The organism is Pseudoflavonifractor sp., assembly GCF_050943825.1.
Taxonomy (GTDB): domain Bacteria; phylum Bacillota; class Clostridia; order Oscillospirales; family Oscillospiraceae; genus Pseudoflavonifractor.
The window spans coordinates 46,943-73,141 of the sequence record NZ_JBMNPX010000002.1; the positions used below are offsets into that span (position 1 = coordinate 46,943).

Consider the following 26,199-nt stretch of genomic DNA (forward strand, 5'->3'; position numbering starts at 1 on the left):
AACGATCCACTTTCGAACGGTCCCAAGAGGATGAGTGTGAAAGGAGATTAACATGACGATTTCTGAGAAGGTCGCGTACCTGAAGGGCCTGGCTGAGGGCATGAAGCTGGACACCGAGGAGTCCAAGGAGGGCAAGCTCATCAGCGTGATGATCGGCATCTTGGAAGAGGTCGGCCTGTCCATCGAGGACATGGAGGACAACATGGAGGCCATGGGCGAGGAGATCGACGCCATTTCCGACGATCTCTCCGACGTGGAGAAGGTTGTCTACGACGAGGACGACGAGGATGAGGACGACGATGAGGACGAGTGCGACTGCTGCGGCGACGACGACTTCTTCGAGGTCGAGTGCCCCAACTGCGGCGACTCCCTGGTCATCGACGAGGCCGTGCTGGAGGCCGGCACCGTGGAGTGCCCCAACTGCAAGGGCAAGTTTGTCATCGACGTGGGCGACTGCGAGGATGATGACTGCGGCTGCGGCTGTGGCTGCGACCACGATCACGACCACGGCGACGAGGAGTAAAATCCAACAACAAAAGCCCGGAGCAAAATGCTCCGGGCTTTTTTGCGTGCTCTAAAAAAAGCGGGACCTACACAAAGCAGGTCCCGCTGTGTGTTACTTGCTGAAATCGTAGCCACGGTCGGGGCGGACGGACAGGTCGATGATCTCCTGAGCGTCGTAGAACTGGAGGTAGCGGCTGCGGGCCCAGCGGAGGGTGGTTCCGTCGGGATGGAGCCGGTCGCAGATGACGGCGGAGATGTCATCCTTGATATAGGAGAAGGAGTTGGTGCCCACGCTGGCGAAGATGCGGAATCCCTGGCTCTGGAGGTACTGGAACTTGGGGCCGGTCTTGTGCCAGTCGTTGCCGTCGGGGCGGGCGCCGTGGGGGTAGAAGAGGATGTTGGTGGGGCCAACCAGGCTGCCAACCTCCTCAGCCCAGCGCTCAGTGTCAATCTGGATCTTCTCCAGGGACCAGGTGTCCAGATTACAGTGGCCCCAGGTGTGAGAGCCGAAGGTCCAGCCGGTCTCCTTCAGACGCTCGATGATGGGCTTGACCGCTTCAATCTCAGCGGCGCGCTTGGCGTCAAAGGCGGGGCGGGCGGGGTCGTCGGCGGCGATATACCGGTCGTTCTGAGTGCGGTAGCCGAAGATACCCTCATAGCCAGTGAGGGAGTAGATGGCTTTGGCGCCGTTGAGGGAGAAGTCGGGGTGCTCCAGGACGAAGTTGTCCAGAATGGGAGTGGCGTCCAGGTCCTGGGTAAGGGAGACCTCACCGGTGAAGGGGTCCCGGGTCTCGGCCCAGATCTGGCCGTCGTCTCCCAGCACCAGCTTGGAGGTGAAGCCCTCCTCCAGCATGTACTGGTAGTAATTCACGTCGTCAAAGGAGATGATGAGGGGCTTCTTGCCCTCGGGGAGCATGAGGGTGTTGCGCTGCATCCGGGTCACGCCGTTTTCGTCGGTGACCTCGCTCCACACATCCCCCATGTTCACCAGGATATAGCCCTTGTCATAGACGTTCTGAATGATCTTCTTGAACTCGTCCACCGTTACCATCCAGTCGTCCAGGCCTTTCTGACGCTTCTCAGAGATGGCGCTGGAGAAGGTGTACTCCGGATAGGCGATGACGGGGTGGAAGAACAGGTGCTCCACCGGCTGGTTGGGACCCCAGGCCTGGGTGAGCTGGTCCTCGCTCCAGTAGTTGCGCACCGCGTCGTAGGGGTCCACGGGCTCGGGAGTGGGTGTGGGCGTGGGGGTAGCGGAAGGCTGGGTCTCACTCTGAGAGGGCTGGGGCGCCTGGGACTGTCCGCCGTCGCCGGTGGATTTACAGGCAGCCAGGGGCAGCATCAGGGCCAGAGCCAGCCCCAACGCGAGAAAGCGGTTGATTTTTGTTCTCATGGAAAGCGTTCCTCCTGCAAGATAGTTCTCTGTGTGTAGTGCCTTGCCAGTGACTACTATCATACGACAAAAAAATCGAAAAGTAGATAACAAAGGGGTTACAATTCCTTAAAATTTTTTCAGGTTTCTGAAGGAGTGCAAAAGATAATGCTTAGACGGAGAAAGCGCAAAAAAAGTTTTAAGCGGCAGAAAAAAGACGAAATTTTTTGAAACAGGCAGGCGGATGGTTTTTCTAGTTGCAAAGCAGGTAACTTTCTGGTAAAATACAGAGGATTGGTTCCTCGCACCTGCCGGCGGCGCAGGAGAATTTCCATAGGAGATGGATAAATGGATAGCAGAGAAAGACTGGAAAAGCAGCGGCTGAAGGCAGAGAAGCAGCGCCAGGAGGACATCGCGCTTACCAAAGTTCTCTACTGGATTGTAGGAGCGGTGGTTCTGGAGTTCCTGCTGCTGATGACGCAGAAATATTATATTGATTTTACGGTGGATGGCTTTGGTATCAGCCTGGCGGTTGGCATTGCCTCTGCGCTGAAGATCATCACCTTCGCGGGCATTATTGCTGGTGCGGCAGTGCTCTTCCTGGCGGTCAGCCAGTGGAAGAAGGGAAAAAAGGGAATCTTCCTGTGGGCTATCGGCGCGTTCCTGGTTATGCTGGGCGTATACAGTGCCATCGTGTGGCAGTTTAACGCCACCGGTGTGGATTTCCTGATTTTTGCCAACGTAGTGTTTGCGGTGCTTGCCTTTGTATACTATATCTACCAGACCGAGTTCTTCGCTGTGGCTGCGGCCTGTGCGGCCGGTGTACTGGGCATCTATATCCGCTTCGCGCTGGGTACTGGTATGCGGACCTATGTGATTATGGCTCTGCTGGTGGTGTTCCTGGCTGCTGTGGCGGCTCTGGCGGCGGCAGCCCAGCGCGGCCAGGGTGTGCTGACTGTGAAGGAGAAGAGCGTCCGGCTCCTGCCCAAGACTGCCAACTATATCCTCATCTACGTCAGCTGTGCGCTGATGGCGCTGGTCCTGATTGCTTCCCTGATTATCGGTACCAGCGTGGGAGAGATGGTCTACTATGCGGTGCCTACGGCGTGGGTGCTGATCATGGCTGTCTACTACACTGTGAAGCTCATGTAAGAAAAGCCCGGCAGCAATGTGCTGCCGGGCTTTTAATTTTTGCAAGTAGAAAAGCGTGGATGGAGAAAGAAGCCCCGGCAGCAACCGTGCTGCCGGGGCTTCTCAGTGTGCTTATTTGTCCGCGTCGATGGGAGCCAGGTATTTGGCGCGGTAGGCGGAAAAGAGCTCGTCAAAGCTCCGGCTGGAGCCGTGATGGAGCTGGTGGAGATAGGCATGGGTATCGGTGAGAACCAGGTCGTTTTTGGGGGCTGTACGGCGGAGAATTTGCAGCGCCACGTTGGAACAGTGGTCGGACACACGCTCCAGATTGATAAGCAGCTCCAGGAACTGAGTACCCTGCTCAATGGTGCAGGCGCCGGTCTTGAAGCGTTCGATGTGACGGCTCTTCAGCTCATCCCGCAGAAGATCCACCACCTCCTCCAGCGGCTCCACCTCAAGGGCAAGCTCTCTGGAGCGGCTGGTGTAGCATTCCAGCGTCTTGTCAAGCGCCTCGCCCACCGCATCGGTGAGGGCGGTGAGCTCGCGCTGGGCCGTGGGAGAGAAAGAGATGCTGCGCTCCCGGAGGACGGAGGCACTCTCGGAGATATTGACGGAGTAATCGCCCATTCGTTCAAAATCGGAGAGGGTGTGGAGCAGCTCGGAGACCTGGGTGCTCTCTGCGGCTGACAGGGAGTGGTCGGACAGGCGGACCAGGTAGTTGTCCAGCGTACCCTCCAGCTTGTCCAGCGTGTTTTCGTTCTCACGCAGCAGCTCTGCCTTCTTGGTGTCATACTGGCTCAGCAGAGACACCGAGATACGGTAGTTGTCCCGGGCCAGCGTACCCATATGTACCACTGCGTCATGGGCCCGATCCAGGGCCACAGCGGGTGTGGCCAGGAAACGCTCATCCAGCATGGTAAAGCCGTTGCTCTCGTCGCCGGGAACTGTGCGCTCCACCAGGCGGACCAGCTGCTTATGGAAGGGGAGGAGGAGCAGGGTACAGCCGATATTGAAGAAGGTGTGGAAGGAGGCGATGTCGCCCATGTTCATGGTGGCCGACCAGAAGGGGAGGCCGCCCGCCGGAGTGAGGGCCAGCTGAGCGCCGTAGATACCTGCCAGGAAGACCAGAGTGCCGATAACATTAAAGTAGAGGTGGAGCATGGCCGTCCGTCTGGCGTTGCGGCTGGCGCCGATGGAGGAGATGAGCGTGGTGATGCAGGTGCCGATATTCTGGCCCATAATGATGGGGAAGGCGATGTTGAAGGTGATGACGCCGGTGGAGGTGAGGGCCTGCAGGATACCCACCGAGGCGGTGGAGCTCTGGAGCAGGGCGGTGACAAGGGCGCCTACCAGGATGCCCAGCAGGGGATTGGAGAAGGCCACGAAGAGGTTGCGGAACTCGGGGACGTCCTGGAGCGGCGCCACAGAGGCGGTCATGGTGTGCATGCTGATAAACAGCAGGCCCAGACCCAGCAGCAGCTGGCCTACAATCCGCTTTTTGCCGCTCTTGATAAACATATAGAGCACAATGCCTACCACTGCCATAATGGGGCCGAAATACTCCGGGCGCATCATGGAGAGAAGCAGATTGTCCGAGGAGATGTCTCCCAGGCGGAGAATCTGGGCTGTAATGGTGGTGCCGATATTGGCGCCCATAATGATACCCACTGTCTGCTCCAGCTTCATAATACCGGAGTTGACAAAGCCCACGCACATGATGGTGGTGGCGGCCGAGCTGTGAACCAGGCCGGTGACAAGGGCGCCGATGAGGACGCTCATGAACAGGTTGTTGGTCAGCCGTTCCAGAATGGATTCCAGCCGTCCGCTGGACAGCTTCTCCAATCCGCTTGTCATGGTGGTCATGCCAAAGAGAAAGGTGGCAATAGCGCCCAGAAGGGAGATTACATCGTAAATACTCACCAGTCTGCCTCCAGATATGATAGGATTATAAATTCAGAACATCGTAAGATAATGGAAGCTCCGTGCCAAGCGGCAGAGGAGCCAATCTATTATAGATTATAAACCTCATTATTTTGTTCGTAAACGATAAAAGTGAAGTTTTTTGCCTCTTTTTTTCGGAAAGAGAGAATATAAGGTGAATAAGGTAATTTTATGAAACTATAAAAGGGAAAATGTCGGAAACTGAAAAATATTTTTCAAACATTTTAAATCAAAAGATGAAAAATATTGGATTTATAAAAAGAAAACGCAACAAAATCGGCACAGAAGTGGGGCGGGCAAAACAGAAGAATAAAAAAGATAAATTTAGGGGTTGACATTTCAGGGGGGCTTTAGTATAATAACCTTCGTCGCGAGCGAGAGATAAACAAAAACGCAAGCGGCCAACAGGGGAGCATAGCTCAGCTGGGAGAGCGCATGCCTTACAAGCATGATGTCACAGGTTCGAGCCCTGTTGTTCCCACCATGGGTCTTGACCCAACGTCAAATGGCGCGGTAGTTCAGTTGGTTAGAACGCCGGCCTGTCACGCCGGAGGTCGAGGGTTCAAGTCCCTTCCGCGTCGCCATTTGCCTCTGTAGCTCAGTTGGTAGAGCAGGGGACTGAAAATCCCCGTGTCGTTGGTTCGATTCCGACCGGAGGCACCAAATCTCTCTGAACTGCATAGAGTGGTTCAGAGAGATAACCCCGCGGGTGTAGCTCATCTGGTAGAGCGCCACCTTGCCAAGGTGGAGGTAGCGAGTTCGAGCCTCGTCACCCGCTCCAGAAACAGAAGATAACAGGAGCAAGTAATTTGCTCCTGTTATCTGTAATCGGCGCCATAGCCAAGTGGTAAGGCAGAGGTCTGCAAAACCTTTACCCCCAGTTCGAGTCTGGGTGGCGCCTCCAAAAAGAAACACCAGCCGACAGGCTGGTGTTTCTTTTTGGATACCTGGGGAATTTGAATGCTCGGGGTCGGCGAAGCCGCCCCCTGCGCCAAGGTTTTGGCCTTCGTCCAAAACGCTTGTACGGCGCAAAAGCGCCGCCCCACCGTGTGGGGCCCCGGTCCGGCTGGCATTTGTCGTGTCGGGATGGCTTGAAGTCCCGACTGCGAAAGCGGTCGGGATTTTTCCTTTTATACTGCTGACAAAGAAACGTGCAAGCTGCGGAGGGAAGCGCAATGGCAAAGCTGATCGAAATCACCAGTCTGGATTTGCCCGAGCTGGAGGTCTTTACCCGGCTGACAGAGGCCCAGCTGCGCAACCGGCTGGAGCCGGAGAAGGGAATCTTCATCGCTGAGAGCCCCAAGGTCATCGCCCGGGCGCTGGAGGCCGGATATCAGCCCCTGTCCCTGCTGATGGAGCGCAAGCACCTGGAGGGCCAGGGCAGGGACATCATGGAGCGCTGCGGAGATATCCCGGTGTACACCGGGGACAACGACCTGCTGGCCGCCCTGACCGGCTATCAGGTGAACCGAGGCATTCTGTGCGCCATGCGCCGCCCCGTGCTGCCCACGGTGGAGGAGCTGTGCGCCGGAGCCCGCCGGGTGGCGGTGCTGGAGGGCATCGTGGACTCCACCAATGTGGGGGCCATCTTCCGCTCCGCTGCGGCGCTGCACATGGACGCCGTGCTGGTCACCCCCACCTGCTGCGACCCCCTGTACCGCCGGGCAGTGCGGGTGAGCATGGGCACTGTGTTCCAGATTCCCTGGACCCGCATCGGCGACAGTCCCGCCGACTGGCCGGAGAAGGGCCTCTCCCGGCTCAACGCCCTGGGCTTCAAGACCGCGGCTATGGCCCTGAGCGACAACTCGGTGTCTATTGACGACCCGGCCCTCATGGCTGAGGACAAGCTGGCCATTGTGCTGGGCACCGAGGGGGACGGCCTGTCCCACACCACCATTGCCCACTGCGACTACACGGTGCGCATCCCCATGTCCCACGGCGTGGACTCGCTGAACGTGGCCGCCGCCAGTGCTGTGGCCTTCTGGCAGCTGAGAGCAAGAGAATAAGAGAATGAAAAAAGAGCGCCCCGGCCGCATCTGCGGCCGGGGCGCTCTTTATATGTATGGATGCTTACTGGTGGATGCCCCGGTTCTGGTCACCGGCGGGGTTGGCGCCGAAGACATAGTCATTGCCGGGGAGGATGGCGTTGAGGATGATGCCGGCCAGGGCGGCGATGGCCAGGCCGGTGAGGGTGATGGAGGTGCCAGCCATCACGAAGGTGATGCCGGAGGAGAAGCCCAGGCCGCACACCAGGATGACAGCGGCGATAATCAGGTTGCGGGACTTGGTGAAGTCCACCTGGTTCTCCACGATGTTGCGCACGCCGATGGCGGAAATCATGCCGTAGAGGATGAAGGAGATGCCGCCGATGATGGAGGCGGGCAGGGAGCCGATGATGTCAGCCACCTTGGGGATGAAGCTGAGGACGATGGCGAAGCAGGCGGCGATGCGGATGACCCGGGGGTCGTACACCTTGGACAGCTCCAGTACGCCGGTGTTCTCGCCGTAGGTGGTGTTGGCGGGACCGCCGAACATGCCGGCCAGAGCGGTGGCGATGCCGTCGCCCACCAGGGTGCGGTGGAGGCCGGGGTCCTCAATGAACCGGGCGCCCACAGTGGCGGAGATGGCGGACATGTCGCCGATGTGCTCCATCATGGTGGCGATGGCGATGGGGGCCATGACCAGGATGGCGGTCAGGTCAAAGCTGGCAAGCTGGAAGGGGGGCAGGCCCAGGATGGAGGCGCTGGCCACCTCGGTGAAGTCCAGAATGGCGCTGCCGTCCGGATTGGTCATACCGCTCATGTGCATGATGAGGGCCACCAGATAGGCGCCCACAACGCCCAGCAGGATGGGGATAATCTTCACCATGCCCTTGCCCCAGATGTTGCACACCACAATGATGGCCAGGGCGATAAGGGCCAGGGGCCAGTTGGTGGAGGCGTTGGAGATGGCACTGGGGGCCAGGGACAGGCCGATGCACACGATGATGGGGCCGGTGACCACGGGAGGCAGGAAGCGCATGACCTTCTTCACGCCGGCCAGCTTGATGATGAGAGCCAGAATCAGGTACAGCAGGCCGGCGATGACGATGCCGCCGCAGGCCCGTGCCAGCTTGTCGGAGGCGGACATGGTGGCGTAGATGCCGGTGTTCAGGCTGCCAACCATCTCAAAGCCGCCCAGGAAGGCGAAGGAGGAGCCCAGGAAGGCGGGGACCTTCAGCTTGGTGCAGAGGTGGAAGAAGAGGGTGCCGATTCCGGCGAAGAACAGGGTGGTCTGGATGCTCAGGGGCAGGCCGTACTGCTTGCTGACAATGATGGGCACCAGAATGGTGGCGCCGAACATGGCGAACATGTGCTGGAGGCCCAGGATGAGCATCTTGGGAATGCCCAGGGTTCGGGCGTCGCGAATGGGTTCTTGTTGATTCATATGGATTCTCCCTTCTTTACATTGCGGACACACACTGCCTGTGAGGGCAAAAAAAAACAATCACTTACGTGATTGTCAGGCAAAAACGGAAAGGAAAGAGCCGCAAAAGCAATTCACACAGAAAAACAGCATCATGACGGTTCCCTCCTTTCAGTATCCGGGATATCATAGCAGAACCGACGGAAAGATGCAAGAGGGAAAAGAGACTTCTGTCGTTTTCTCCCGAATGGGCAAAAAGACAGAAAAAAGGAAGAAAAGGCTTGTGGGTTTAGCGGATTGACTTTTTGGCTCGATTTCGGTAGTATAAGATATGAATTTTTATAAATAGGCCTGAGTTCGGCCTGTGTGTCCCTCAGGTGAAATTGCATCGGGGAGTGAAGCTTCCATGAAAAAGCCCTTCGTGACCCTGGACCAGCTCCAGGAAATGACCAAGACCTATCCCACCCCGTTCCATCTCTACGACGAGAAGGGCATCCGGGAAAACGCCCGGAAGCTGAAGGCGGCCTTTGCCTGGAACCCGGGCTTCAAGGAGTATTTCGCCGTCAAGGCCACGCCCAACCCCACCATTCTGAAGATCCTCCATGAGGAGGGCTGCGGCACCGACTGCTCCTCCCTCACCGAGCTGATGATGTCCGACCGCTGCGGCTTCTCCGGCAGCGAGATCATGTTCTCCTCCAATGACACCCCCGCCGAGGAGTTCGCTCTGGCCGCCAAGCTGGGCGCCACCATCAACCTGGACGACTTCACCCACATCGACTTCCTCAAGGAGACCATCGGCTATATCCCCGAGACCATCTCCTGCCGCTTCAATCCCGGCGGCACCTTCTCCATCGGCGAGTCCAAGGAGGGCTTCCAGGTGATGGACAACCCCGGCGAGGCCAAGTACGGCTTCACCCGGGAGCAGCTCTTTGAGGGCTTCAAGAAGCTGAAGGACATGGGCGCCAAGCACTTCGGCATTCACGCCTTCCTGGCTTCCAACACCCTGAGCAACGAGTATTATCCCACTCTGGCGGGCATCCTGTTCCAGCTGGCCGTGGACCTGAAGAAGGAGACCGGCTGCGACATCCGCTTCATCAACCTGTCCGGCGGCGTGGGCGTGCCCTACCGCCCCGAGCAGCCCGCCAACGACATCGCTGTCATCGGCGAGGGCGTGCGCAAGCAGTATGAGGCCATTCTCACCCCCGCCGGCATGGGCGATGTGGCCATCTTCACCGAGCTGGGCCGCTTCATGCTGGCGCCCTATGGCTGCCTGGTGACCAAGGCCACCCACTTCAAGCACACCTACAAGGAGTATGTGGGCGTGGACGCCTGCGCTGCCAACCTGATGCGCCCCGCCATGTACGGTGCCTACCATCACATTACCGTCATGGGCAAGGAGGACGCCCCCTGCGACCACAAGTACGATGTCACCGGCTCCCTGTGCGAGAACAACGACAAGTTCGCCGTGGACCGTATGCTGCCCGAGATTGACCTGGGCGACCTGCTGGTCATCCACGACACCGGCGCCCACGGCTTCGCCATGGGCTACAATTACAACGGCCGTCTCCGCTCCGCCGAGGTGCTGCTGAAGGAGGACGGTTCCACCCAGCTCATCCGCCGTGCCGAGACCCCCGACGATTACTTCGCCACCCTGGTCTGGTAAACACAAAACAAAAACGCCCGCTCACTTCTCTGTTTGGGAAGTGGGCGGGCGTCTGCATTTACAGGGTGAGGAAGACAAGCACCACCATGGCCAGAATGGACACGCCGAAGAGTACCAGCTCCAGAATCAGGTCCTTTCTGCGCCGCATGTCCCGGCGGCACTCCAGCCAGATGGGCACGGTGGAGCCGGAGAACATCTGGTAGAGCACAATCAGCCGCAGGACCAGGTCGATGACCGTGAGCACCAGACTGGCGGAGCCAAGGGAGTCCACGGGAGCCATGGCCTCCTGGTAGCGGGGGAGAATCCAGTAGCTGAAGGCGGCGATCTGTTCAAGGCCGATGAGGCAGAACACCACCAGGGCGGCACGGTTGCCCCGGTGCAGGGCCCACAGCACCACGGCGGAGGGCAGCAGGGTAGCCAGGGCAGAGAGGAGCGTCAGGGGCTCCAGACCCCCGCCGGCCCGGATGAACGGAATCAGCGCCTGGGCAAACTGGGCCACAAAAATCAACCACAGCAGGGCACGGAGCAGAAAGCGGCCCTTTTGGGCACGGATATCCTGGTACATTCCCCTCACCTCGACCAGCTTCCGCGGAAACGGAGCGTTTTTATCATTTTACCATAACATACCCGGAGCGCCAAGAGGGAAGCGCGCCGAAAAGGCTTGCGCCAGGGCGCGCCATATAATAAAATAGACCGGAACGAATACAACAGGAGGAACGCATATGAGCTACGCCGACGAGAGATTTATCCAGAACTGCAAAGACATCCTCGCCCACGGGACCTGGGACACGGACCAGGCGGTGCGCCCCCGGTGGGACGACGGAGCCCCCGCCCACACCATCAAGCTCTTCGGCGTGGTGAACCGGTACGACCTGAAGAAGGAGTTCCCTGTCCAGACCATCCGGAAGATGGCCTTCAAGAGCTCGGTGGACGAGCTGCTGTGGATCTGGCAGAAGAAGTCCAACAACATCCACGACCTGAACAGCCACATCTGGGACGCCTGGGCTGACGAAACAGGCTCCATCGGCAAGGCCTACGGCTACCAGCTGGGGGTAAAGCACGTCTACCCTGAGGGGGAGTTCGACCAGGTGGACCGGGTGCTCTACGACCTGAAGCACAACCCCGCCTCCCGACGGATTATGACCAGCCTCTACAACCACCACGACCTCCACGAGATGGCCCTCTACCCCTGCGCCTGGTCCATGACCTTCAACGTGACAGGCAAGACCCTCAACGCCATCCTCAACCAGCGCAGCCAGGATATGCTCACCGCCAACGGCTGGAACGTGATGCAGTACGCCGCCCTGGTCCACATGCTGGCCAGGGTGTCCGGCCTGGAGGCGGGGGAGCTGGTCCACGTCATTGCCGACGCCCACATCTACGACCGGCATGTACCCATTGTGGAGGAGATCATTGCCCGCAAGCTCTACGACGCCCCCACGCTGTGGATGGACCCGGCGGTGGATGACTTCTACGCCTTTACTAGGGACAGCCTGAAGCTGGAGGGGTACCAGTCCTACCCCCTGGACGTGAAGATTCCGGTGGCGGTGTAAGGAGGAAGGGCAGATGCGGATTCTGGTGTCGGCCTGCCTGCTGGGCCTGACATGCCGGTACAGCGGGGAAGGCAAAGCATTTCCGCCGCTGACGGAGCTGCTGAACCGGGAGGAGTTGAGCTTTGTGCCCGTGTGCCCCGAGCAGCTGGGCGGCCTGTCCACACCCCGTCTGCCCTCCGAGCGGGTGGGGGAGCGGGTGCTCACCCGGGATGGGGTCGACGTGACGGAGCAGTATGCCCGGGGAGCGGTCCAGGCGGAGGAGCTGGCCCGTCTGATGGGCTGCCGGTGCGCCCTGCTGAAGGCACGCAGCCCCTCTTGCGGCAGCGGCGTCATCTATGACGGTACCTTCACCGGGCGGAAAATCCCCGGCGACGGTGTGACCGCCGCCCGGCTCAAGAGCACCGGTATTCCGGTGTTTGACGAGGAGCACTGGGCGGAATTTCTGGACTTTATCAAGGAGGAAGGCTGAATGTACCTGATTGCTGCGGTGGATCAGAACTGGGCCATCGGCTACCAGAACAAGCTGCTGGCCCGGATTTCCCCTGATTTGAAGCGGTTCAAGGCCCTGACCCTGGGGCACCCGGTGCTGCTGGGGCGAAAGACCCTGGAGACCTTCCCCGGCGGGAAGCCCCTGCCCGGACGGCAGAACTATATTCTCTCCACCAATCCGGACTACAAGGTGGAAAACGCTGTTGTGCTCCATAGCCTGGAGGAGGCCAGAGCGGTCTGCCCGGCGGACACCTTTGTCATCGGCGGGGCCCAGGTGTACCGGGCCGCGCTGGACTGGTGCGACACGGCCTATATCACCAAAATCCACGCTTCCTTTGAGGCGGACGCCTGGTTCCCCAACCTGGACGACCTGCCCGAGTGGGAGCTGACGGAGGAGGAGCCGGTGCTGGAGGACGGGGGTCTGACCTTCCACTACGCCACCTACCGGAGAAAGGGGTAACGAGATGTACGCAGACGACATCCGGGCCTACCGCCCTCAGGACGAGCAGGAGGAGACCGACAAGCGGATTATTCTGGAGTATGTGGACCGGTACCCCGACACCGTGCTCACCCGGCAGAATGAGTACGCTCACATCACAAGCTCCGGCTTTGTGGTCAACGCCGACGCCACCAAGGTGCTCATGGCCCACCACAATATCTACAAGGTGTGGGCCTGGACCGGCGGCCACGCCGACGGGGACAGCGACCTGCTGGCTGTAGCCCTGCGGGAGGCCAGTGAGGAGACTGGAATCACCCATGTGCGCCCCCTTTCAAGCGATATCGCCTCTCTGGACATCCTGCCCGTGTGGGGGCACGTGAAGCGGGGGAAATACGTGGCGGCCCACCAGCACCTCAATGTGTCCTATCTGCTGACCGCCGACGAGAGCGACGTCCTCACCATCCGGGAGGGAGAGAACACCGGCGTGGCCTGGCTGCCCGCCGACCGCCTCACCGAGCTGACCAACGAGTGGCAGATGGATCATGTGTACCTTAAGCTGCTCCGCCGGGCCCGGGCCCTGCTTGGGCTGGCGTAAAGAAAAAGCGCGTGGGAACCCAGATTCCCACGCGCTTTTTTGTCAATTGGTCTGGTTTTCGATGCGGTCTCCATCGGAGGCGTTCCGGCCCAGCCGCTCCTTCAGCCGCTGTTTCCGCCGCTCCATGGAGCGGAAATGGTGTTCCTTCAGATGCTGGAAGGTGAAGCCGCCGGGGAACAGGCTGTTGACCACCATGGCCGCCACCACGCCGATGGCGGTGTCCAGGATGCGGTTGAGGGCGTAGCTGATGTAAGTGTCCGGCGGGGTGTTGAACAGCAGGATGCACAGCACCACGCCGCCGGGCTGTACGCCGCCCACCCAGAAGACCTGACACAGGAGAATGAGAATCACTACACCCACAAATACCAGAGGCACCAGCAGCAGGGAGTGGCCGCCGTTGGGGTAGAAGATCAGGTATACCCGGAACAGGACCATGCCAAGCAGGCCGCCGATAAGGGTGCCGAAGAGACGGTTACCGCCGTGAAGCCGGGAATTTTCCAGGTCGCTGCCCATACCGAAGATGGCGCCGATGCAGGCGAAGGCGGGGCTGCGGTTGAGGAAGAAGTACACCAGGGCGCACAGGGCTGCGGCCGTGGCTGTCTTGATGTTGCGCATGCCCACTCGGGGCAGAAAACGGGACGTGGGACTGGTTTGGCTCATGTCAAAATCGCTCCAACTCCGAAGTATTTTCCGGTCTGTTCCATATGTGGAAACATTATAGCATGGTAGCAAAGCAGTTGAAAAGAGTAAAACGAAAATATTTGCAGAAAAATCGGGAGTAAAACAAAAACAGGGCTGTCAAAGCCCTGTTTTTGTTATTTATTTATCATGCGGCTCCAAGCCAGTGCGGCAGCAGCCAGCGCGGTGGCCACACAGCCCAGCACAATACAGCACAGCAGCATCAGGTTGGCTCCGCCCATGGGCAGGGACGCGCCTGCGTCCAGGGCCAGGCCGCTGATATAGCTGCCCAGCATACCGCCCATGCCGTTGGAGGCAACCATCATCACCGTCTGACCCCGCACCCGGTCGGCCTCGGGCACTGACTCATTGACAAAGTACACCGACGCCGGGGTAAACAGACCGTACCCCAGCATCTGGAGGGGCTGGGCCAGTAACACGGTGGCCAGATTGAAGGACAGCAGCAGCGCCACGGCCTTCAGCACGGTAAAGACCATGCTGATGAGAATGAGCTTCCCGCTGCCCAGGCGGCGGAGCATGCGCTGGAAGAAGAAGGCGGTGGGCAACTCGAAGCCGCCCATGAGGAAGAGTGCCACACCCAGGTTGGCGCTGTTGCCGCCCCGGCTCTCCACCACGTTGACCAGGAAGTTGGACATGGGCAGGCAGGCGGTGAGGCCCAGCAGAATGGCCACCAGCATGAGGGTGAAGGGGGGATTGTTCTTCAGCAGGTACCACACCGAATGGGGCTTCTCAGCAGGGGGCGCGTCCGCTGCCGCAGGGGCGGAGCGGAAGGTGGGGTAGGAGATGGTCAGGGCGATGACCGCCGCCACCAGCACCGCGTGGGTGATGAGGGGGCTCTCCACGCCCATGGCCTGGGTCTGGAGGCCCAGGATAACGCAGGTAATGGCATAGGCCATGGAGCCGATGCCCCGGCCCAGGCTGTACCGGATGGGCATGCCCGCGTTGATGAACTGGATGGCCATGGCGTCCATCAGGGGATAGGCGGAGATCTCAAAGCCGCCCAGGATGATGAGGATAACGGCGGTGCCTCCCATGCCCATGGGCCAGAGGAGAAAGGCCAGAGAGGCGGCCAGAGACAGGGCCAGGGACAGGGAGACGATGACCTTCAGGGGGATCTCCGGGTGCCGGTCGGCAAAGCCGCCCAGCAGGGGCTGGAAGATGATGCCCGCCAGACAGCGGATGGCGATGAGCAGGCCGATCTGGCTGTTGGAGAAGCCCCTCGCCCCCAGCAGGGCGGCCAGGTAGGCGCAGATGGCGGCAAACATGGCCCAATAGCCCATCTGCATGACAATATAGTGCAGGTCCAGCCTGCGGAGGGAGGGCTGTGCGGCGTTCAATCCGTTCACCTCTTACGTTTTAGTAGCGGAATTCCGGCTTTGTGTCGGCGCCGAAGAACTGGAACAGCTCGGGCAGGCGGGTGGAACTGGCGCAGTACATCACCACCACCATGTCCGGGTCCAGCCAGTCCATATAGTCCATCAGATTGTCCTTGAAGTAGCGCAGGTCAATGGTGATGACCTCCGAGCAGTCCAGGGCCAGGAAGGGGGCCAGAATGCAGGAGTAGGAGTCACGCACCAGCAGCACCCGGGGTCCGTCAGGATTCAGGTGGTTGGTCATACGGGCCAGGTTGTAGTCGCCGCCGGCGTAGAGGGTGTAGGGATTGCCGTTGAAGTAGTCAATCTCCTCCACCCGCTCCGGGAACAGGAGTGACTCCTCAAAGGGACCGGTGCGCTCGATGGCGTTGAGGGGCACCGAGTAGGTGAAGCTGGTCTCAAAGTTGGGCTTCCACAGGTTGATGCTGTCCACGCCGGTGTACAGCGTGCCCACCCGCTTGCCCTGGCTGCCCAGGAAGGAGTCCTCATAGGTGATTTTGGTGTAGCTGTCCGGGTCGGTGTAGAGGGGGTTGACCTCATAGCCCAGAATCTCCGACAGCCGCTGGGTCACCGCCTGATAGCCCACAAAGCCGCCCTCGGGGGTCCAGTGGTGGTCTGTGCGGAAGTAGAAGGGGAGAGCGCCGGGGGCCTGAGATGCCTCCTCCAGCACGGGCCGCAGGTCCAGGGTGTCCACGCCCAGGTCGTTCAGGGTGGAAAGGAGCAGGTCGGCGTTTTCGTGGCCGTAGTCGGTGACGCCCTCAGGCAGCTCCTCGCCGCTCTGGCTCACCTTCTGGGGGGCCTGGACATAGAGCAGGGGGATGTCCTTCTCGGCCAGCTGCTCCTGGAAGTCGGCCACCGCCTGGGCGTGGGGCCGGGTGTCTGTGGGGCCGCCGTACAGGTTCTCAAAGGCCAGGTCCCCATTGTCCAGCTTGATGACGGTGTAGTCCGCCTCCACGTCCTCCACCACCCGGCGGCCCATGAGCCGCTGGATGCCGCCGTAGAGCTGGATGAAGTGGTGGTCCTTGTCCAGGTCCTGATTCAGTGCATTCTCCGCGCTGGAGAGGAAGGTGGGCAGGTAGGAGAAGTCACGGCGCAGCTTGCCGAACTCGGCCCGCAGGTTGCCGCTGCCGCTGAAAAAGGCGGCCATGGCCACCACCAGACCGGCTCCGATGCCCAACAGGAAGAGGACGGCGGTAAGATTGCGTTTCAGTTTGCTCATGGTGCGTCCTCCTCAGAAATTAAAGTAGATGAAGGGGTTGTAGGTGCCCTTGATGGTGAAGCACACTGCCACCACAAAGACCGCCAGCAGGGCCAGGGTGGACACGCAGTCCCACACCGGCAGCAGCTTTCCATTGGCTGCCACCGTCAGCTTTTTCCGAATCCAGGTGGCGGTGGGGGCGGCGCAGAACGCGGCGGCCAGCAGGATGATCCAGTACTCCCGCAGGTAGAGGGCGGCCTGGCTGCTCCACACCGGCATGGAGCCGATATGGAACAGGGAGAGGAAGTAGGAACCGGCGGCGGACAGGGAGTCGGACCGGAACACCACGCAGGTGAGCACAAAGGCTACCTGAGTGTAGAACCAGCCGATGGCCTTGGGCCAGCCCTTGCCCATCTTGCCGTACTTCTCCAGCATGAGCAGGGCGTAGTTCAGCAGGCCCCAGACCACATAGGTCCAGTTGGCGCCGTGCCAGATGCCGGTGAGGAGCCACACCACAAAGATGTTGCGCACCACCTTCCACTTCTTGTCCACCCGGCTGCCGCCCAGGGGGAAGTAGACGTAGTCACGGAACCAGGAGGTGAGGGAGATATGCCACCTGCGCCAGAACTCGGTGACCGAGGTGGAGATGTAGGGGTAGTCAAAGTTCTCCAGGAAGTGGAAGCCGAACATCCGGCCCAGGCCGATGGCCATGTCGGAGTAGCCGCCAAAGTCGTAGTAGAGCTGGAGGATGTAGCACACGGCGCCGATCCAGGCGAAGGCCACCGACTGGGGCTGGCCGTGGTTGAAGGCGGCGTCGGCCACAACGGCCAGCTGGTTGGAGAGGATGACCTTCTTGCCCAGGCCCATCAGGAAGCGCTGGACACCGGCGGTGAAGTCGTCCCAGTTCTCCCGGCGGTGGAGGATCTCCTCCGCCACTGTCTCGTACTTCACGATGGGGCCGGCGATGAGCTGGGGGAAAAAGGAGACGTAGAGCCCCACATTGAGCAGGCTCTTCTGAGCCTCGCCGCGGCCCCTGGCCACATCCAGCACATAGCTCATGGCCTGGAAGGTGAAGAAGGAGATGCCGATGGGCAGGTTGATGATGGGCACCGTCAGCTGGAAGCCCAGCAGATTCAGGTTGGTGAGCACAAAGGTCAGGTACTTGAAGATAAAGAGAATAGACAGGTTGCAGATGACCGCCATGGTGACGGGGAGCCGCAGGCTGCGGCCGCGGTTCTTCCAGGCGGCCACCCACAGGCCGAACAGGTAGTTGGCCACGATGGAGCCCATCATCACCAGGACAAACCAGGGCTCACCCCAGGCGTAGAAGAACAGGGACGCTAGGGTCAGAAAGATGTTCTGTCCCTGCCGCCACTTCCGAAGGGGGAGGTAGTACACCAGAAGCACCACCGGCAGGAACAGAAACAGGAACACAGAGCTGGAAAAAAGCATGGGTCGAACTCCTTAGTGAAGATTGGGGCCGTCAGGTGAGGTAACGGCCCGCGAAGGGGATCTTGCTGATGAGCCAGGCCACCGCCGCCGAGGGGATGAGCACCAGGGCGGTGACAGCGGGCACCGCCAGCACCGGCGGCAGGGGCAGCTGGGTGATGCCGAAGTGGCGGTAGACGATGAGAAACAGGTCGTGGACCAGGTAGACGCCGAAGGTGATTTTGGCCAGTCCCGACAGGCTCTGCCGCCGGGAGCGCTCGTCGCTCACCCCCAGCAGGTACCGGAACAGCACGAACACCGCCACCGCCATGGCCGCCACGTTGGGGGTCATGTACTCGTACAGCACGCCCGACAGGGTGCCGCTGCGAAGGGAGAGCACTCGGGTGCCCCAGATGGTGGCCGCCGCTCCGCCGATGCCCAGCAGGTAGATGATGATTTCCGCCACCCGGCCCAGCGTGAAGGTTTTCAGGTAATAGCCCGCCACGTAGTACCCCACATAGCCCATGACCATGTGCAGGTTGAGCCGGGAGAGGTAGGTGGAGACGGTCTGGCTGGGCCGGAGCTGGAGCAGGAGAGGCAGCAGATAGGTCACCACGAAGCACAGCAGGAAGAAGTAGTGAAAATCCCTCTGGGAGGCGCCCTGGACAAAGGCGCGGAGAATGGGAGTCACCAGGTAGAGCCCCAGGATGATATAGAGGAACCACAGGTGATAGTGGGTGTTGCCCAGCAGGGCGGTGTACAGGGCGGAGCGGATGCCCGCCCAGGTGAAGGCGCCGTCCACCCGGCCGAAGTCCACAATGGCGTACACCGCACCCCACACCACCAGGGCCACAAAGATACGCAGGATATGGTGAAAGAACAGCTTGGGCAGGGTCAGGCTCTTCTTGGGGTCCAGCAGGAACATGCCCGAGAGCATGACGAACACGGGCACGCACCAGCGCACCAGGCTGTCGTATACATTATATATATCCCACGCGCCGCTCCCCACGGGCACATTGTAGATCCACAGGCTCACCACATGGATGACCACCACCGCCGCGATGGAGAGCACACGCAGCAGGTCAGCGTAGGCCAGACGGCCGTCAGAGGTCTTGGCCATGGAGGATTACCCCCTGGCAGGGACGATCTCGATCCAGTAGCCGTCCGGGTCCTCGATGAAGTAGATGCCCATGGCCGGGTTCTCGAAGCAGACGCAGCCCATCTCCTTGTGGCGGCGGTAGAGCTCGTCGTACCGGTCGGTGACAAAGGCCAGGTGGAACTCGCACTCGCCCAGATCGTAGGGCTCGGTGCGGTCCTTCAGCCAGGTCAGCTCCAGCTCAAAGCCGGTCTCCCCGTCGCCCAGGTACACCAGCTTGAAGGAGCCGTCTCCCGCCTCCTTGGTGCGCACCGGGGAGAGCTCCAGGGCCTCCCGGTAAAAGGCCAGGGACTTGTCCAGGTCCAGAACATTGAAGTTAAAGTGAGCAAAGCGCAGCATATGATTCACCTCATTGATAAGATGTGGGTCAAATGATTGCCGAAAGACAACGCAGAGCATTATATCACATGATTTGGAAGTTGAACAGGGAGAGGGCGGAAAAACGGGAAGCGGAAAATTTACCGGCGGTCAGAAATTGTCGAAGGAGACGGTAACGTGAAAACGAAAAAGTGCGCGCAAATGCAAAAAAGTAACGACCTGTGCACCCTTTGGCGGAAAGGAGACATAAAACAGGATAATTGGTCAGGACTTCCGCTTTACAAAAGTAATCGAACATACGTTTCTTGTGCGGAAATCACTTGTTTTCACACGAAAATACCGGGGTTGGCAGGGAAAAAAGAGTTAAAAAAGGGTTGCAATTTGGTTACATAACAATTATACTAAAAACACTGGTGGGGCAAAATGGAGCCTGCCGCAACCCAAAAGGGGGAAAGTGGAGGAGAGGTGAAGGGGAGATGATGAGCGCCACTGGCACCTATGAGCATAGTCTCGACGCCAAGGGCCGTCTGTTCATCCCCGCCCAGCTTCGCCGTGAGCTGGGAGACACCCTCTATGTCACCATGGGCCTGGACGGCTGCCTGGCCGTCTACCCACAGGAGACCTGGGACACCTTTACTGCCAAATTTGCCGCCCTGCCCATGAGTGAGTCGGTAGCTATGCGCCCCCTGTTTGCCAACGCCGCCAAGTGCGAGCCGGACAGCCAGGGCCGGATTGTCATCCCGGCCATGCTGCGGAAGTTCGCCGCCCTGGAGAAGGACGCGGTCATCACCGGCGTCCACAACCGGGCGGAAATCTGGAGCGCTGAGCGCTGGCAGGAGAAGCAGGAGGAGATCACCCCCGAGAAGATGAACGCCATCCTCAAGGGGCTGGGGCTGTAATATGAGTGAGATGGAATTTTCCCACAAGCCGGTGCTGCTCCAGGAGTGCATCGACGGATTGAATATTGACCCCACGGGTACCTACGTGGACGCCACCTTGGGCCGTGCCGGACACTCCCGGGAGATTGCCCGGCGGCTGACCACGGGACAGCTCATCTGCATTGACCGGGACCAGGCCGCGCTGGACGCGGCGCCGGTCCGGCTGGAGGGCCTGATGGACCGGGTAACCCTAGTCCACGGCAACTTCGGCGATCTTGCGGACATTCTGGACAAGCTGAAGCTGGACAAGCTGAGCGGCGTACTGGCCGACTTGGGCGTGTCCTCCCCTCAGCTGGACGACGCCAGCCGGGGTTTCTCCTACATGGCTGACGCCCCCCTGGACATGAGAATGGACCAGTCCGAGGCCCTGACTGCCAGAACGGTGGTGAACGAGTGGCCCCAGGAGGAGATCCGGCGGATCCTGTTCCAGTTCGGTGAGGAGCGGTACGCCCCCGCCATCGCTGCGGCCATTGTCCGCGCCCGGGAGAAGGCCCCCATTGAGACCACCCTTGAATTAGCGGATATCATCCGCTCGGCCATGCCTGCCCACGCCCTGCGTGAGAAGCAGCACCCGGCCAAGCGTTCCTTCCAGGCCATCCGCATCGCGGTGAACGACGAGCTCTCCGCCGCGGACAAGCTGATCCAGGCGGCAGTGCCCGCCCTGGCGCCCGGCGGACGGCTGGCCATCATCTCCTTCCACTCGCTGGAGGACCGGATTGTGAAAAATGCCTTCGCCGCCTTTGCCAAGGGCTGCACCTGCCCGCCCGACTTCCCCGTGTGTGTGTGCGGGAAGAAGCCGGTTATCCGGCTGGTGAACAAAAAGCCCATCGTGTCCGGCGAGGAAGAATTGAACGAGAACGCCCGCGCCCGCAGCGCCAAGCTACGGATTGCGGAGAAGCTGTAAAAACCGAGGAAGGGACAGCCTTCCGGACGTGTATCTGTAAAAGATTGGAGTGGACGCCCCATGGCAACTGCCGCAGCCCGAAAAAGACGCTATAACACGCCTCGCGCCAACTATGACAGCGTGGCCTACGATCTGGATTATGCTGAGACTGCTGCCCGTCCGCTCCGGGGCGGAGAACAGACCCGTACCCGCCCCCTGGTCCGGCCCAGAGAGCGTGCGGCGGTGCGGCCCAAGGCCCGGGTGCGGGAGGCGGGCGCCGTCTCTCCCTTTGCGGTTGTGGGCTTTCTGGCTGTGGGCGTGTTTGCCGTGCTGGTGCTGCTCAGCTCCATCCAGCTCACCGCCCTGTCCGACGACATCGCCGGCCTGAAGAGCGACCTGTCCGAGCTGGAGGAGCAGGAGAATTACCTCCGCACTCAGTATGAGCTGGCTTTTGATCTGGCCAGCATCGAGACTGCCGTGACGGCCGACGGCTCCATGGTCAAGCCTCAGGCGGGTCAGATTCTCTATCTGGACCTGTCCGAGCCCGACAGCGTGGTGCTGTTCAGCGAGGAGGAGACTCCGGTGCAGGGCATCAACGGCGCCGTCCGCGGCATCCAGGAGATCCTGGGCAATGTGGTGGAATATTTTAAGTAACCCACCCCATATAGTTTTGTAAGACCCGAAAAGAGAAAAAGGGTTGCACCCGCAGCCCACACACAGAGAGAGGGCGTAAGAAAAAATAAATTTTTCTTACGCCCTCGGTATTTCAGTGAGGGACAGAGGCGGAGACTGAGAAAACAGAGCGGGGGAATAGTGTGAAAGGGGGGCGGAGCCCCCGCTTTCGCGTGGAATCACCCGCCCGCAGGCGACCGGCTGACCCGGAGGGGAAGACGGAACCGGGCCGCAGAGCGGCCCGGGCGTAAGAAAAAAGGAATTTTTCTTACGCCCTCGATATTTCAGCGGGAAAGAACGATGGAAGTGAAAACAGGTGGGCAGGGAGAACACGGAGAAAGGACGCTCAGCCTTTTAACGGCTTCTCCTGTCTCATAGATAGAGACAGACAGCGCGTTTTACAGGCACAGAGGTGATCGTATGATGAACGGCGAAAAGAGACAGAACCAACAACCGGACCGCAGGGGAAACCGGACCATTCTGGGGCGCACTATCTTTCTGATGGGCCTCTTCGGCGTGGTGATTTTCATCCCACTGCTGGTCCGGCTGTACGACCTCCAAATCACCAACCATGAGTACTATCAGGAACTGGCCATCGGCCAGCAGACCAGAGACGTGGCGGTAACGGCCAACCGGGGCACCATCTACGACAGCAAGGGCACCCCTCTGGCGCTGAGCTCCACGGCCTACGACATCATTGTCTCCCCACGGGACCTGGACACCGTCCAGGAGAACTACAAAAAGAAGGTAGAGGCCTACCAGAAGGGCGAGAGCAAGACGGCTCCCGGCCCGGAGCCCACCGATGAGGCAGTGGCTTCCGGACTGGCGGAGATTCTGGGCCTGGATAAGGACACCATTCTCCTCCGTCTCCAGAAGGATACCTCCTACGTGCGTCTGGCTGCCAAGGTAGAGCAGGACGTGAACGAGCAGGTCATGGCTTTCAAGCTGGAGTATGGCCTGTCCAACGCCCTCTACTCCACCCCCACCTCCAAGCGGTACTACCCCCACTCCAGTCTGGCCGCCCAGGTCATCGGCTTTGTCAACTCGGAGAACGAGGGCGCCTACGGCATGGAGGCCTACTATGACAGCGTGCTCTCCGGCGAGACCGGCCGTGTGGTGACGGCCAAGAACGGCAACGGCACCGAAATGCTCTCCCGCTATGAGAACTACTACGACGCCACTGACGGCAATGATCTGCATCTGACCATTGACGCTACCATCCAGTACTACTGTGAGCGAGCCCTGGAGAAGGGCATCGAGATGTACGACGTGCAGAACGGCGGCTTTGCCATCGCCATGGACCCCAACACCGGGGCCATCCTGGCCTGGGCCAACTCCCCCACCTATGATCTGAATAACCCCAGTGCGGTCACCGACCCGGACACCCTGGCTGAGCTGGAGGCCCTGAAGGCCACCTACGGTGAGGACAGTGACGAGTATAAGGAAGCTCTGGGCAACGCCCAGCTGCTCCAGTGGCGTAACAAGGCCATCAACGACACCTACGAGCCCGGTTCCACCTTTAAATCCATGGTGCTGGCCGCCGCCCTGGAGGAGGGCGTGGTCAGCGAGAGCGACACCTTCAGCTGTACCGGATCGGTTAACATCGCCGGCAGCACCATCCGCTGCTCCGACCGTGACGGACACGGTACCCAGACTCTGGCCAAGGCAGTGGCCAACTCCTGCAACCCGGCCTTCATCGCCATCGGCCAGCGGCTGGGCGCAGAGCGGTTTTACGATTATCTGGAGGACTTCGGCTTTCTGGAAACCACCGGCATCGACATGCAGGGTGAGGCCAACAGTACGGTGTGGTCCCGGGATTGGTTTACCGGTCCCTACGGCGAAGCATCTCTGGCCACCGCGTCCTTCGGCCAGCGCTTCAACGTGACCCCCATCCAGCTTATCACCGCCGCCTCCGCCGTTATCAACGGCGGTCACCTGATGCAGCCCTATGTGCTGGAGTCCATCACCGACGCCGACGGCAACGTGATCCAGAGCACCGAGCCCACTGAGCGCCGCCAGGTGGTCAGCGAGGCCACCAGCGAGAAGTGCCGCACCATTCTGGAGGGCGTAGTCAACGGCGGTACCGGCAAGAACGCCTACCAGGCGGGCTACCGCATCGGCGGTAAGACCGGTTCCTCCGAGACCCTGGAAGACGACCACACCATCGTCTCCTTCCTGGGCTTTGCCCCGGCGGATGACCCCCAGGTGGTGGTCCTCATCGCCTTCGACAATCCCAAGCCCGTGTCCCCCGGCAGCAACTACACCTCCGGCGGCTACTACATCAGCGGCGGCGTCATGGGCGCTACCCGGGCCGGTGAGCTGCTGGCCAACATCCTGGACTACATGGGCGTGGAGAAGCAGTACACCGCCGAGGAGCTCTCCGGCGCCGACGTGCTGGCGCCCAGCGTCACCGGCCTGTCTCTGGCCGACGCTCAGGCCAAGGCGGAGGCCGCCGGCCTGAAGGTGCGTACTGTGGGCAGCGGCGAGACCGTCACCGACCAGATCCCCATCCAGGGCGCGTCCATCCCCGGCGGCAGCGAGATGGTGCTCTACCTGGGCGAGGCCAAGCCCACCGACCAGGTGGAGGTGCCCGACCTGTCGGGCAAGTCCCCTGAGACAGTGCGCCAGACCCTCAGCAACCTGGGCCTGTACATGAAGGCCACAGGCGTGTCCGACTACTACACCTCCAGCACCATTGCCGCGGGGCAGTCCATTGCCGCGGGCACCATGGTGGATCGGGGTACCGTGGTGGAGGTCCAGTTCATGGACAACACCGCAACCACCGCCGGAGCAGGCGTCTGAGCCGCCCGGCCAACCTGAAAAAACGGCCCGGCCTGCGCGCACTGTCCACAGGCCGGGCCGGAACGGCTATTCTTGTTTCGACGCAGAGTGAGGGGTGACAGCATGAGACTGAAGACGCTTATGTCCGGCGTGACCCTCCTTGGGGGCGCTGTGAACGAGGATGTGGAAATTTCAGGAATCAGCTACGACACCCGTACCATCCAGCCGGGGGAGCTCTTTGTAGCCCTCACCGGCTACAAGACCGACGGCCACCGCTTCCTCCGTGAGGCGGTGGAGAAGGGGGCGGCGGCGGTCATCTGCCATAAGGCCCCCGACGAGCCGGGGCCCTGGCACACTGCTCCTGACACCCGGGCGGCTCTGGCGGCGGTGTCCGCCAACTGGTTCGGCCATCCGGCCGATGAGCTGACCGTCATCGGCGTCACCGGCACCAACGGCAAGACCACCACCACCTATCTCCTGAAGGCCATGCTGGAGGGGGTACTGGGGGCAAAGGTGGGGCTTATCGGCACCAACCAGAACATGATTGGGGAGGAGGTCATCCCCGCCCACCGCACCACCCCTGAGTCCTGGGAGGTGCAGAAGCTGCTGCGGGACATGGCGGACAGCGGTTGTACCCATGTGGTGATGGAGGTGTCCTCCCATGCCCTGGCCCTCCGCCGGGTGGACGGTATCCGGTTCAAGGCCGGTATCTTCACCAACCTGACCCGGGACCACCTGGATTTCCACGGCACCATGGAGGAGTACCGGCGGGTCAAGGGGCTCCTCTTCCGCCAGACCGGTACGGCAGTCCTCAACCTGGACGACGAGGCCGGGCGGTACTACGCCTCCGCCGTCACCTGTCCGGCGGTGACCTACTCAGAGAACAAGGACGAGGCGGACGTGACGGCCAAGAACATCCGCCTGTTCCCTGACCGGGTGGAGTTCGAGGCTCTCACCACCGGGGCCATCGCCCGGGTGCGTCTGCCCATCCCCGGCGGCTTCACCATCTACAACGCCCTGGGCGTCATCGCCTGCGGCCTGGCCCTGAAGCTGCCCCTGCCCCAGGTGTGTGCCTCTCTGGCGGAGGCGAAAGGGGTCAAGGGCCGCATCGAGGTGGTTCCCACCCCCACGGATTACACGGTTATCATTGACTACGCCCACACCCCGGACGCCCTGGAGAATATCCTCACCACCGTCCGGGACTTCACGCCGGGCCGGGTCATCTGCCTGTTCGGCTGCGGCGGCGACCGGGACCGGACCAAGCGGCCCATGATGGGCGCCATTGCGGCGGAGCTGGCCGACCTAGTGGTGCTCACCTCCGACAACCCCCGCACCGAGGACCCGGAGGCCATTCTGGCCGACATTCAGGCGGGTATGGAGGGGAGCGACACCCCCTGCATGGTGGTGCCTCACCGTCGTGAGGCCATCCGCCGGGCCCTGGACGCAGCCAAAACCGGCGACACGGTGGTGCTGGCGGGGAAGGGACACGAGACCTATCAGGAGATTGGCACCCGCCGCCGCCATCTGGATGAGCGGGAGGAGGTGGCGGCCTATTTTGGCTGTCAGCCCCCGTACTGTCCATGAAAAGGGAAAAGCAGAGAGAAACTTTGTTACTTTTTGAGTGGAAAAGACCGGCGCGGTTATGGTAAAATACCACTTTG

The 26,199-nt window shown here is 60.7% G+C and carries 23 protein-coding genes and 5 tRNA genes; 18 read left to right on the forward strand and 10 right to left on the reverse strand.

What is annotated here, in order from left to right; all coding sequences use genetic code 11:
- Positions 1 to 52: 52 nt before the first annotated feature.
- Entirely contained in the window at positions 53 to 523 is a 471-nt protein-coding gene (locus ACOX7T_RS02715) for a CD1247 N-terminal domain-containing protein (RefSeq protein WP_433439666.1), read from the forward strand.
- 93 nt (positions 524 to 616) lie between these two features.
- Here the strand turns inward: ACOX7T_RS02715 and ACOX7T_RS02720 are convergent, their stop codons facing one another.
- Positions 617 to 1,897, reverse strand: a complete 1,281-nt coding sequence (locus tag ACOX7T_RS02720) for a polysaccharide deacetylase family protein (protein ID WP_433439668.1) — start codon at positions 1,895 to 1,897, stop codon at positions 617 to 619.
- Positions 1,898 to 2,224: 327 nt separating this feature from the next.
- Here ACOX7T_RS02720 and ACOX7T_RS02725 point away from each other — a divergent pair, with 327 nt between their 5' ends.
- Complete coding sequence (locus ACOX7T_RS02725; RefSeq protein WP_433439670.1) at positions 2,225 to 3,028, forward strand: hypothetical protein; 804 nt, start codon at positions 2,225 to 2,227, stop codon at positions 3,026 to 3,028.
- Positions 3,029 to 3,139: 111 nt separating this feature from the next.
- Here the strand turns inward: ACOX7T_RS02725 and ACOX7T_RS02730 are convergent, their stop codons facing one another.
- The gene (locus ACOX7T_RS02730; protein ID WP_433439672.1) at positions 3,140 to 4,927 is read right to left on the reverse strand and encodes a Na/Pi cotransporter family protein; all 1,788 of its coding nucleotides are present in this window, start codon (positions 4,925 to 4,927) and stop codon (positions 3,140 to 3,142) included.
- A gap of 429 nt (positions 4,928 to 5,356) precedes the next feature.
- Between ACOX7T_RS02730 and ACOX7T_RS02735 the strand changes: the two genes are divergently transcribed.
- The 6 genes from ACOX7T_RS02735 to ACOX7T_RS02760 all read left to right on the forward strand — a co-directional run bounded on the left by ACOX7T_RS02735 (position 5,357) and on the right by ACOX7T_RS02760 (position 6,954).
- Positions 5,357 to 5,432 (forward strand) — tRNA-Val (locus tag ACOX7T_RS02735).
- Positions 5,433 to 5,455: 23 nt separating this feature from the next.
- Positions 5,456 to 5,532, forward strand: a tRNA-Asp gene (locus ACOX7T_RS02740).
- Between the two features lie 3 nt (positions 5,533 to 5,535).
- Positions 5,536 to 5,611 (forward strand) — tRNA-Phe (locus tag ACOX7T_RS02745).
- Between the two features lie 42 nt (positions 5,612 to 5,653).
- Positions 5,654 to 5,729, forward strand: a tRNA-Gly gene (locus ACOX7T_RS02750).
- Between the two features lie 49 nt (positions 5,730 to 5,778).
- Positions 5,779 to 5,852 (forward strand) — tRNA-Cys (locus tag ACOX7T_RS02755).
- Positions 5,853 to 6,123: 271 nt separating this feature from the next.
- Positions 6,124 to 6,954: a TrmH family RNA methyltransferase gene (locus ACOX7T_RS02760; RefSeq protein WP_433439674.1), complete on the forward strand. Its 831-nt coding sequence runs from the start codon at positions 6,124 to 6,126 to the stop codon at positions 6,952 to 6,954.
- Between the two features lie 64 nt (positions 6,955 to 7,018).
- Here the strand turns inward: ACOX7T_RS02760 and ACOX7T_RS02765 are convergent, their stop codons facing one another.
- Positions 7,019 to 8,374 carry a uracil-xanthine permease family protein gene (locus ACOX7T_RS02765; protein WP_433439676.1) on the reverse strand — a complete coding sequence of 452 codons (1,356 nt, stop codon included), beginning with the start codon at positions 8,372 to 8,374 and terminating at the stop codon, positions 7,019 to 7,021.
- 385 nt (positions 8,375 to 8,759) lie between these two features.
- Between ACOX7T_RS02765 and ACOX7T_RS02770 the strand changes: the two genes are divergently transcribed.
- Positions 8,760 to 10,016, forward strand: coding sequence for a diaminopimelate decarboxylase (locus ACOX7T_RS02770; protein ID WP_433439678.1), 1,257 nt, complete (start codon positions 8,760 to 8,762; stop codon positions 10,014 to 10,016).
- Between the two features lie 58 nt (positions 10,017 to 10,074).
- Here ACOX7T_RS02770 and ACOX7T_RS02775 read toward each other — a convergent pair whose 3' ends face one another.
- Positions 10,075 to 10,581, reverse strand: a complete 507-nt coding sequence (locus ACOX7T_RS02775; RefSeq protein WP_433439680.1) for a hypothetical protein — start codon at positions 10,579 to 10,581, stop codon at positions 10,075 to 10,077.
- A gap of 157 nt (positions 10,582 to 10,738) precedes the next feature.
- Here ACOX7T_RS02775 and thyA point away from each other — a divergent pair, with 157 nt between their 5' ends.
- From thyA to ACOX7T_RS02795, 4 genes are read left to right on the forward strand one after another with little or no spacing between them, the layout of a single operon-like run.
- A complete protein-coding gene (thyA, locus tag ACOX7T_RS02780; RefSeq protein WP_433439682.1) occupies positions 10,739 to 11,569 on the forward strand; it encodes a thymidylate synthase in 831 nt (276 codons plus the stop codon).
- Between the two features lie 13 nt (positions 11,570 to 11,582).
- Positions 11,583 to 12,038 (forward strand): DUF523 domain-containing protein, encoded by a 456-nt coding sequence (locus tag ACOX7T_RS02785; protein ID WP_433439684.1) that lies wholly within the window; start codon positions 11,583 to 11,585, stop codon positions 12,036 to 12,038.
- Positions 12,039 to 12,518, forward strand: a complete 480-nt coding sequence (locus ACOX7T_RS02790) for a dihydrofolate reductase (RefSeq protein WP_433439686.1) — start codon at positions 12,039 to 12,041, stop codon at positions 12,516 to 12,518.
- Positions 12,519 to 12,522: 4 nt separating this feature from the next.
- Entirely contained in the window at positions 12,523 to 13,092 is a 570-nt protein-coding gene (locus ACOX7T_RS02795) for an NUDIX hydrolase (protein WP_433439687.1), read from the forward strand.
- Between the two features lie 42 nt (positions 13,093 to 13,134).
- Here the strand turns inward: ACOX7T_RS02795 and ACOX7T_RS02800 are convergent, their stop codons facing one another.
- The 6 genes from ACOX7T_RS02800 to ACOX7T_RS02825 form a co-directional block, all read right to left on the reverse strand.
- A complete protein-coding gene (locus ACOX7T_RS02800; RefSeq protein WP_433439689.1) occupies positions 13,135 to 13,752 on the reverse strand; it encodes an FUSC family protein in 618 nt (205 codons plus the stop codon).
- A gap of 155 nt (positions 13,753 to 13,907) precedes the next feature.
- Positions 13,908 to 15,137 (reverse strand): MFS transporter, encoded by a 1,230-nt coding sequence (locus ACOX7T_RS02805; RefSeq protein ID WP_433439691.1) that lies wholly within the window; start codon positions 15,135 to 15,137, stop codon positions 13,908 to 13,910.
- Positions 15,138 to 15,147: 10 nt separating this feature from the next.
- Complete coding sequence (locus ACOX7T_RS02810) at positions 15,148 to 16,383, reverse strand: DHHW family protein (RefSeq protein WP_433439693.1); 1,236 nt, start codon at positions 16,381 to 16,383, stop codon at positions 15,148 to 15,150.
- A gap of 12 nt (positions 16,384 to 16,395) precedes the next feature.
- Positions 16,396 to 17,814 carry an MBOAT family O-acyltransferase gene (locus tag ACOX7T_RS02815; RefSeq protein ID WP_433439695.1) on the reverse strand — a complete coding sequence of 473 codons (1,419 nt, stop codon included), beginning with the start codon at positions 17,812 to 17,814 and terminating at the stop codon, positions 16,396 to 16,398.
- A 31-nt stretch (positions 17,815 to 17,845) separates the two neighbouring features.
- Complete coding sequence (locus tag ACOX7T_RS02820; RefSeq protein ID WP_433439697.1) at positions 17,846 to 18,910, reverse strand: acyltransferase; 1,065 nt, start codon at positions 18,908 to 18,910, stop codon at positions 17,846 to 17,848.
- A gap of 6 nt (positions 18,911 to 18,916) precedes the next feature.
- Positions 18,917 to 19,285 (reverse strand): VOC family protein, encoded by a 369-nt coding sequence (locus ACOX7T_RS02825; RefSeq protein WP_433439699.1) that lies wholly within the window; start codon positions 19,283 to 19,285, stop codon positions 18,917 to 18,919.
- Between the two features lie 455 nt (positions 19,286 to 19,740).
- Here ACOX7T_RS02825 and mraZ point away from each other — a divergent pair, with 455 nt between their 5' ends.
- The 5 genes from mraZ (at position 19,741) to ACOX7T_RS02850 (ending at position 26,122) form a co-directional block, all read left to right on the forward strand.
- Positions 19,741 to 20,163, forward strand: coding sequence for a division/cell wall cluster transcriptional repressor MraZ (gene mraZ / locus ACOX7T_RS02830; RefSeq protein ID WP_433439701.1), 423 nt, complete (start codon positions 19,741 to 19,743; stop codon positions 20,161 to 20,163).
- A 1-nt stretch (position 20,164) separates the two neighbouring features.
- Complete coding sequence (rsmH, locus tag ACOX7T_RS02835; RefSeq protein ID WP_433439703.1) at positions 20,165 to 21,106, forward strand: 16S rRNA (cytosine(1402)-N(4))-methyltransferase RsmH; 942 nt, start codon at positions 20,165 to 20,167, stop codon at positions 21,104 to 21,106.
- A 60-nt stretch (positions 21,107 to 21,166) separates the two neighbouring features.
- Entirely contained in the window at positions 21,167 to 21,739 is a 573-nt protein-coding gene (locus ACOX7T_RS02840; protein ID WP_433439705.1) for a hypothetical protein, read from the forward strand.
- Positions 21,740 to 22,177: 438 nt separating this feature from the next.
- Positions 22,178 to 24,559 carry a penicillin-binding transpeptidase domain-containing protein gene (locus ACOX7T_RS02845; RefSeq protein WP_433439707.1) on the forward strand — a complete coding sequence of 794 codons (2,382 nt, stop codon included), beginning with the start codon at positions 22,178 to 22,180 and terminating at the stop codon, positions 24,557 to 24,559.
- Positions 24,560 to 24,661: 102 nt separating this feature from the next.
- Positions 24,662 to 26,122 (forward strand): UDP-N-acetylmuramoyl-L-alanyl-D-glutamate--2,6-diaminopimelate ligase, encoded by a 1,461-nt coding sequence (locus ACOX7T_RS02850; protein WP_433439708.1) that lies wholly within the window; start codon positions 24,662 to 24,664, stop codon positions 26,120 to 26,122.
- The last annotated feature ends 77 nt before the right edge of the window (positions 26,123 to 26,199 follow it).

Excerpts from the sequence above, each read along its gene's own strand:
- ACOX7T_RS02845 (WP_433439707.1), top strand. The coding sequence starts at position 22,178 with ATGATGAACGGCGAAAAGAGACAGAACCAACAACCGGACCGCAGGGGA.
- ACOX7T_RS02825 (WP_433439699.1), bottom strand. The coding sequence starts at position 19,285 with ATGCTGCGCTTTGCTCACTTTAACTTCAATGTTCTGGACCTGGACAAG.
- ACOX7T_RS02725 (WP_433439670.1), top strand. The coding sequence starts at position 2,225 with ATGGATAGCAGAGAAAGACTGGAAAAGCAGCGGCTGAAGGCAGAGAAG.
- ACOX7T_RS02770 (WP_433439678.1), top strand. The coding sequence starts at position 8,760 with ATGAAAAAGCCCTTCGTGACCCTGGACCAGCTCCAGGAAATGACCAAG.
- ACOX7T_RS02800 (WP_433439689.1), bottom strand. The coding sequence starts at position 13,752 with ATGAGCCAAACCAGTCCCACGTCCCGTTTTCTGCCCCGAGTGGGCATG.
- ACOX7T_RS02775 (WP_433439680.1), bottom strand. The coding sequence starts at position 10,581 with ATGTACCAGGATATCCGTGCCCAAAAGGGCCGCTTTCTGCTCCGTGCC.
- ACOX7T_RS02785 (WP_433439684.1), top strand. The coding sequence starts at position 11,583 with ATGCGGATTCTGGTGTCGGCCTGCCTGCTGGGCCTGACATGCCGGTAC.
- rsmH (WP_433439703.1), top strand. The coding sequence starts at position 20,165 with ATGAGTGAGATGGAATTTTCCCACAAGCCGGTGCTGCTCCAGGAGTGC.
- thyA (WP_433439682.1), top strand. The coding sequence starts at position 10,739 with ATGAGCTACGCCGACGAGAGATTTATCCAGAACTGCAAAGACATCCTC.
- mraZ (WP_433439701.1), top strand. The coding sequence starts at position 19,741 with ATGATGAGCGCCACTGGCACCTATGAGCATAGTCTCGACGCCAAGGGC.
- ACOX7T_RS02760 (WP_433439674.1), top strand. The coding sequence starts at position 6,124 with ATGGCAAAGCTGATCGAAATCACCAGTCTGGATTTGCCCGAGCTGGAG.
- ACOX7T_RS02820 (WP_433439697.1), bottom strand. The coding sequence starts at position 18,910 with ATGGCCAAGACCTCTGACGGCCGTCTGGCCTACGCTGACCTGCTGCGT.
- ACOX7T_RS02795 (WP_433439687.1), top strand. The coding sequence starts at position 12,523 with ATGTACGCAGACGACATCCGGGCCTACCGCCCTCAGGACGAGCAGGAG.
- ACOX7T_RS02765 (WP_433439676.1), bottom strand. The coding sequence starts at position 8,374 with ATGAATCAACAAGAACCCATTCGCGACGCCCGAACCCTGGGCATTCCC.
- ACOX7T_RS02815 (WP_433439695.1), bottom strand. The coding sequence starts at position 17,814 with ATGCTTTTTTCCAGCTCTGTGTTCCTGTTTCTGTTCCTGCCGGTGGTG.
- ACOX7T_RS02715 (WP_433439666.1), top strand. The coding sequence starts at position 53 with ATGACGATTTCTGAGAAGGTCGCGTACCTGAAGGGCCTGGCTGAGGGC.
- ACOX7T_RS02720 (WP_433439668.1), bottom strand. The coding sequence starts at position 1,897 with ATGAGAACAAAAATCAACCGCTTTCTCGCGTTGGGGCTGGCTCTGGCC.
- ACOX7T_RS02790 (WP_433439686.1), top strand. The coding sequence starts at position 12,039 with ATGTACCTGATTGCTGCGGTGGATCAGAACTGGGCCATCGGCTACCAG.
- ACOX7T_RS02850 (WP_433439708.1), top strand. The coding sequence starts at position 24,662 with ATGAGACTGAAGACGCTTATGTCCGGCGTGACCCTCCTTGGGGGCGCT.
- ACOX7T_RS02840 (WP_433439705.1), top strand. The coding sequence starts at position 21,167 with ATGGCAACTGCCGCAGCCCGAAAAAGACGCTATAACACGCCTCGCGCC.
- ACOX7T_RS02810 (WP_433439693.1), bottom strand. The coding sequence starts at position 16,383 with ATGAGCAAACTGAAACGCAATCTTACCGCCGTCCTCTTCCTGTTGGGC.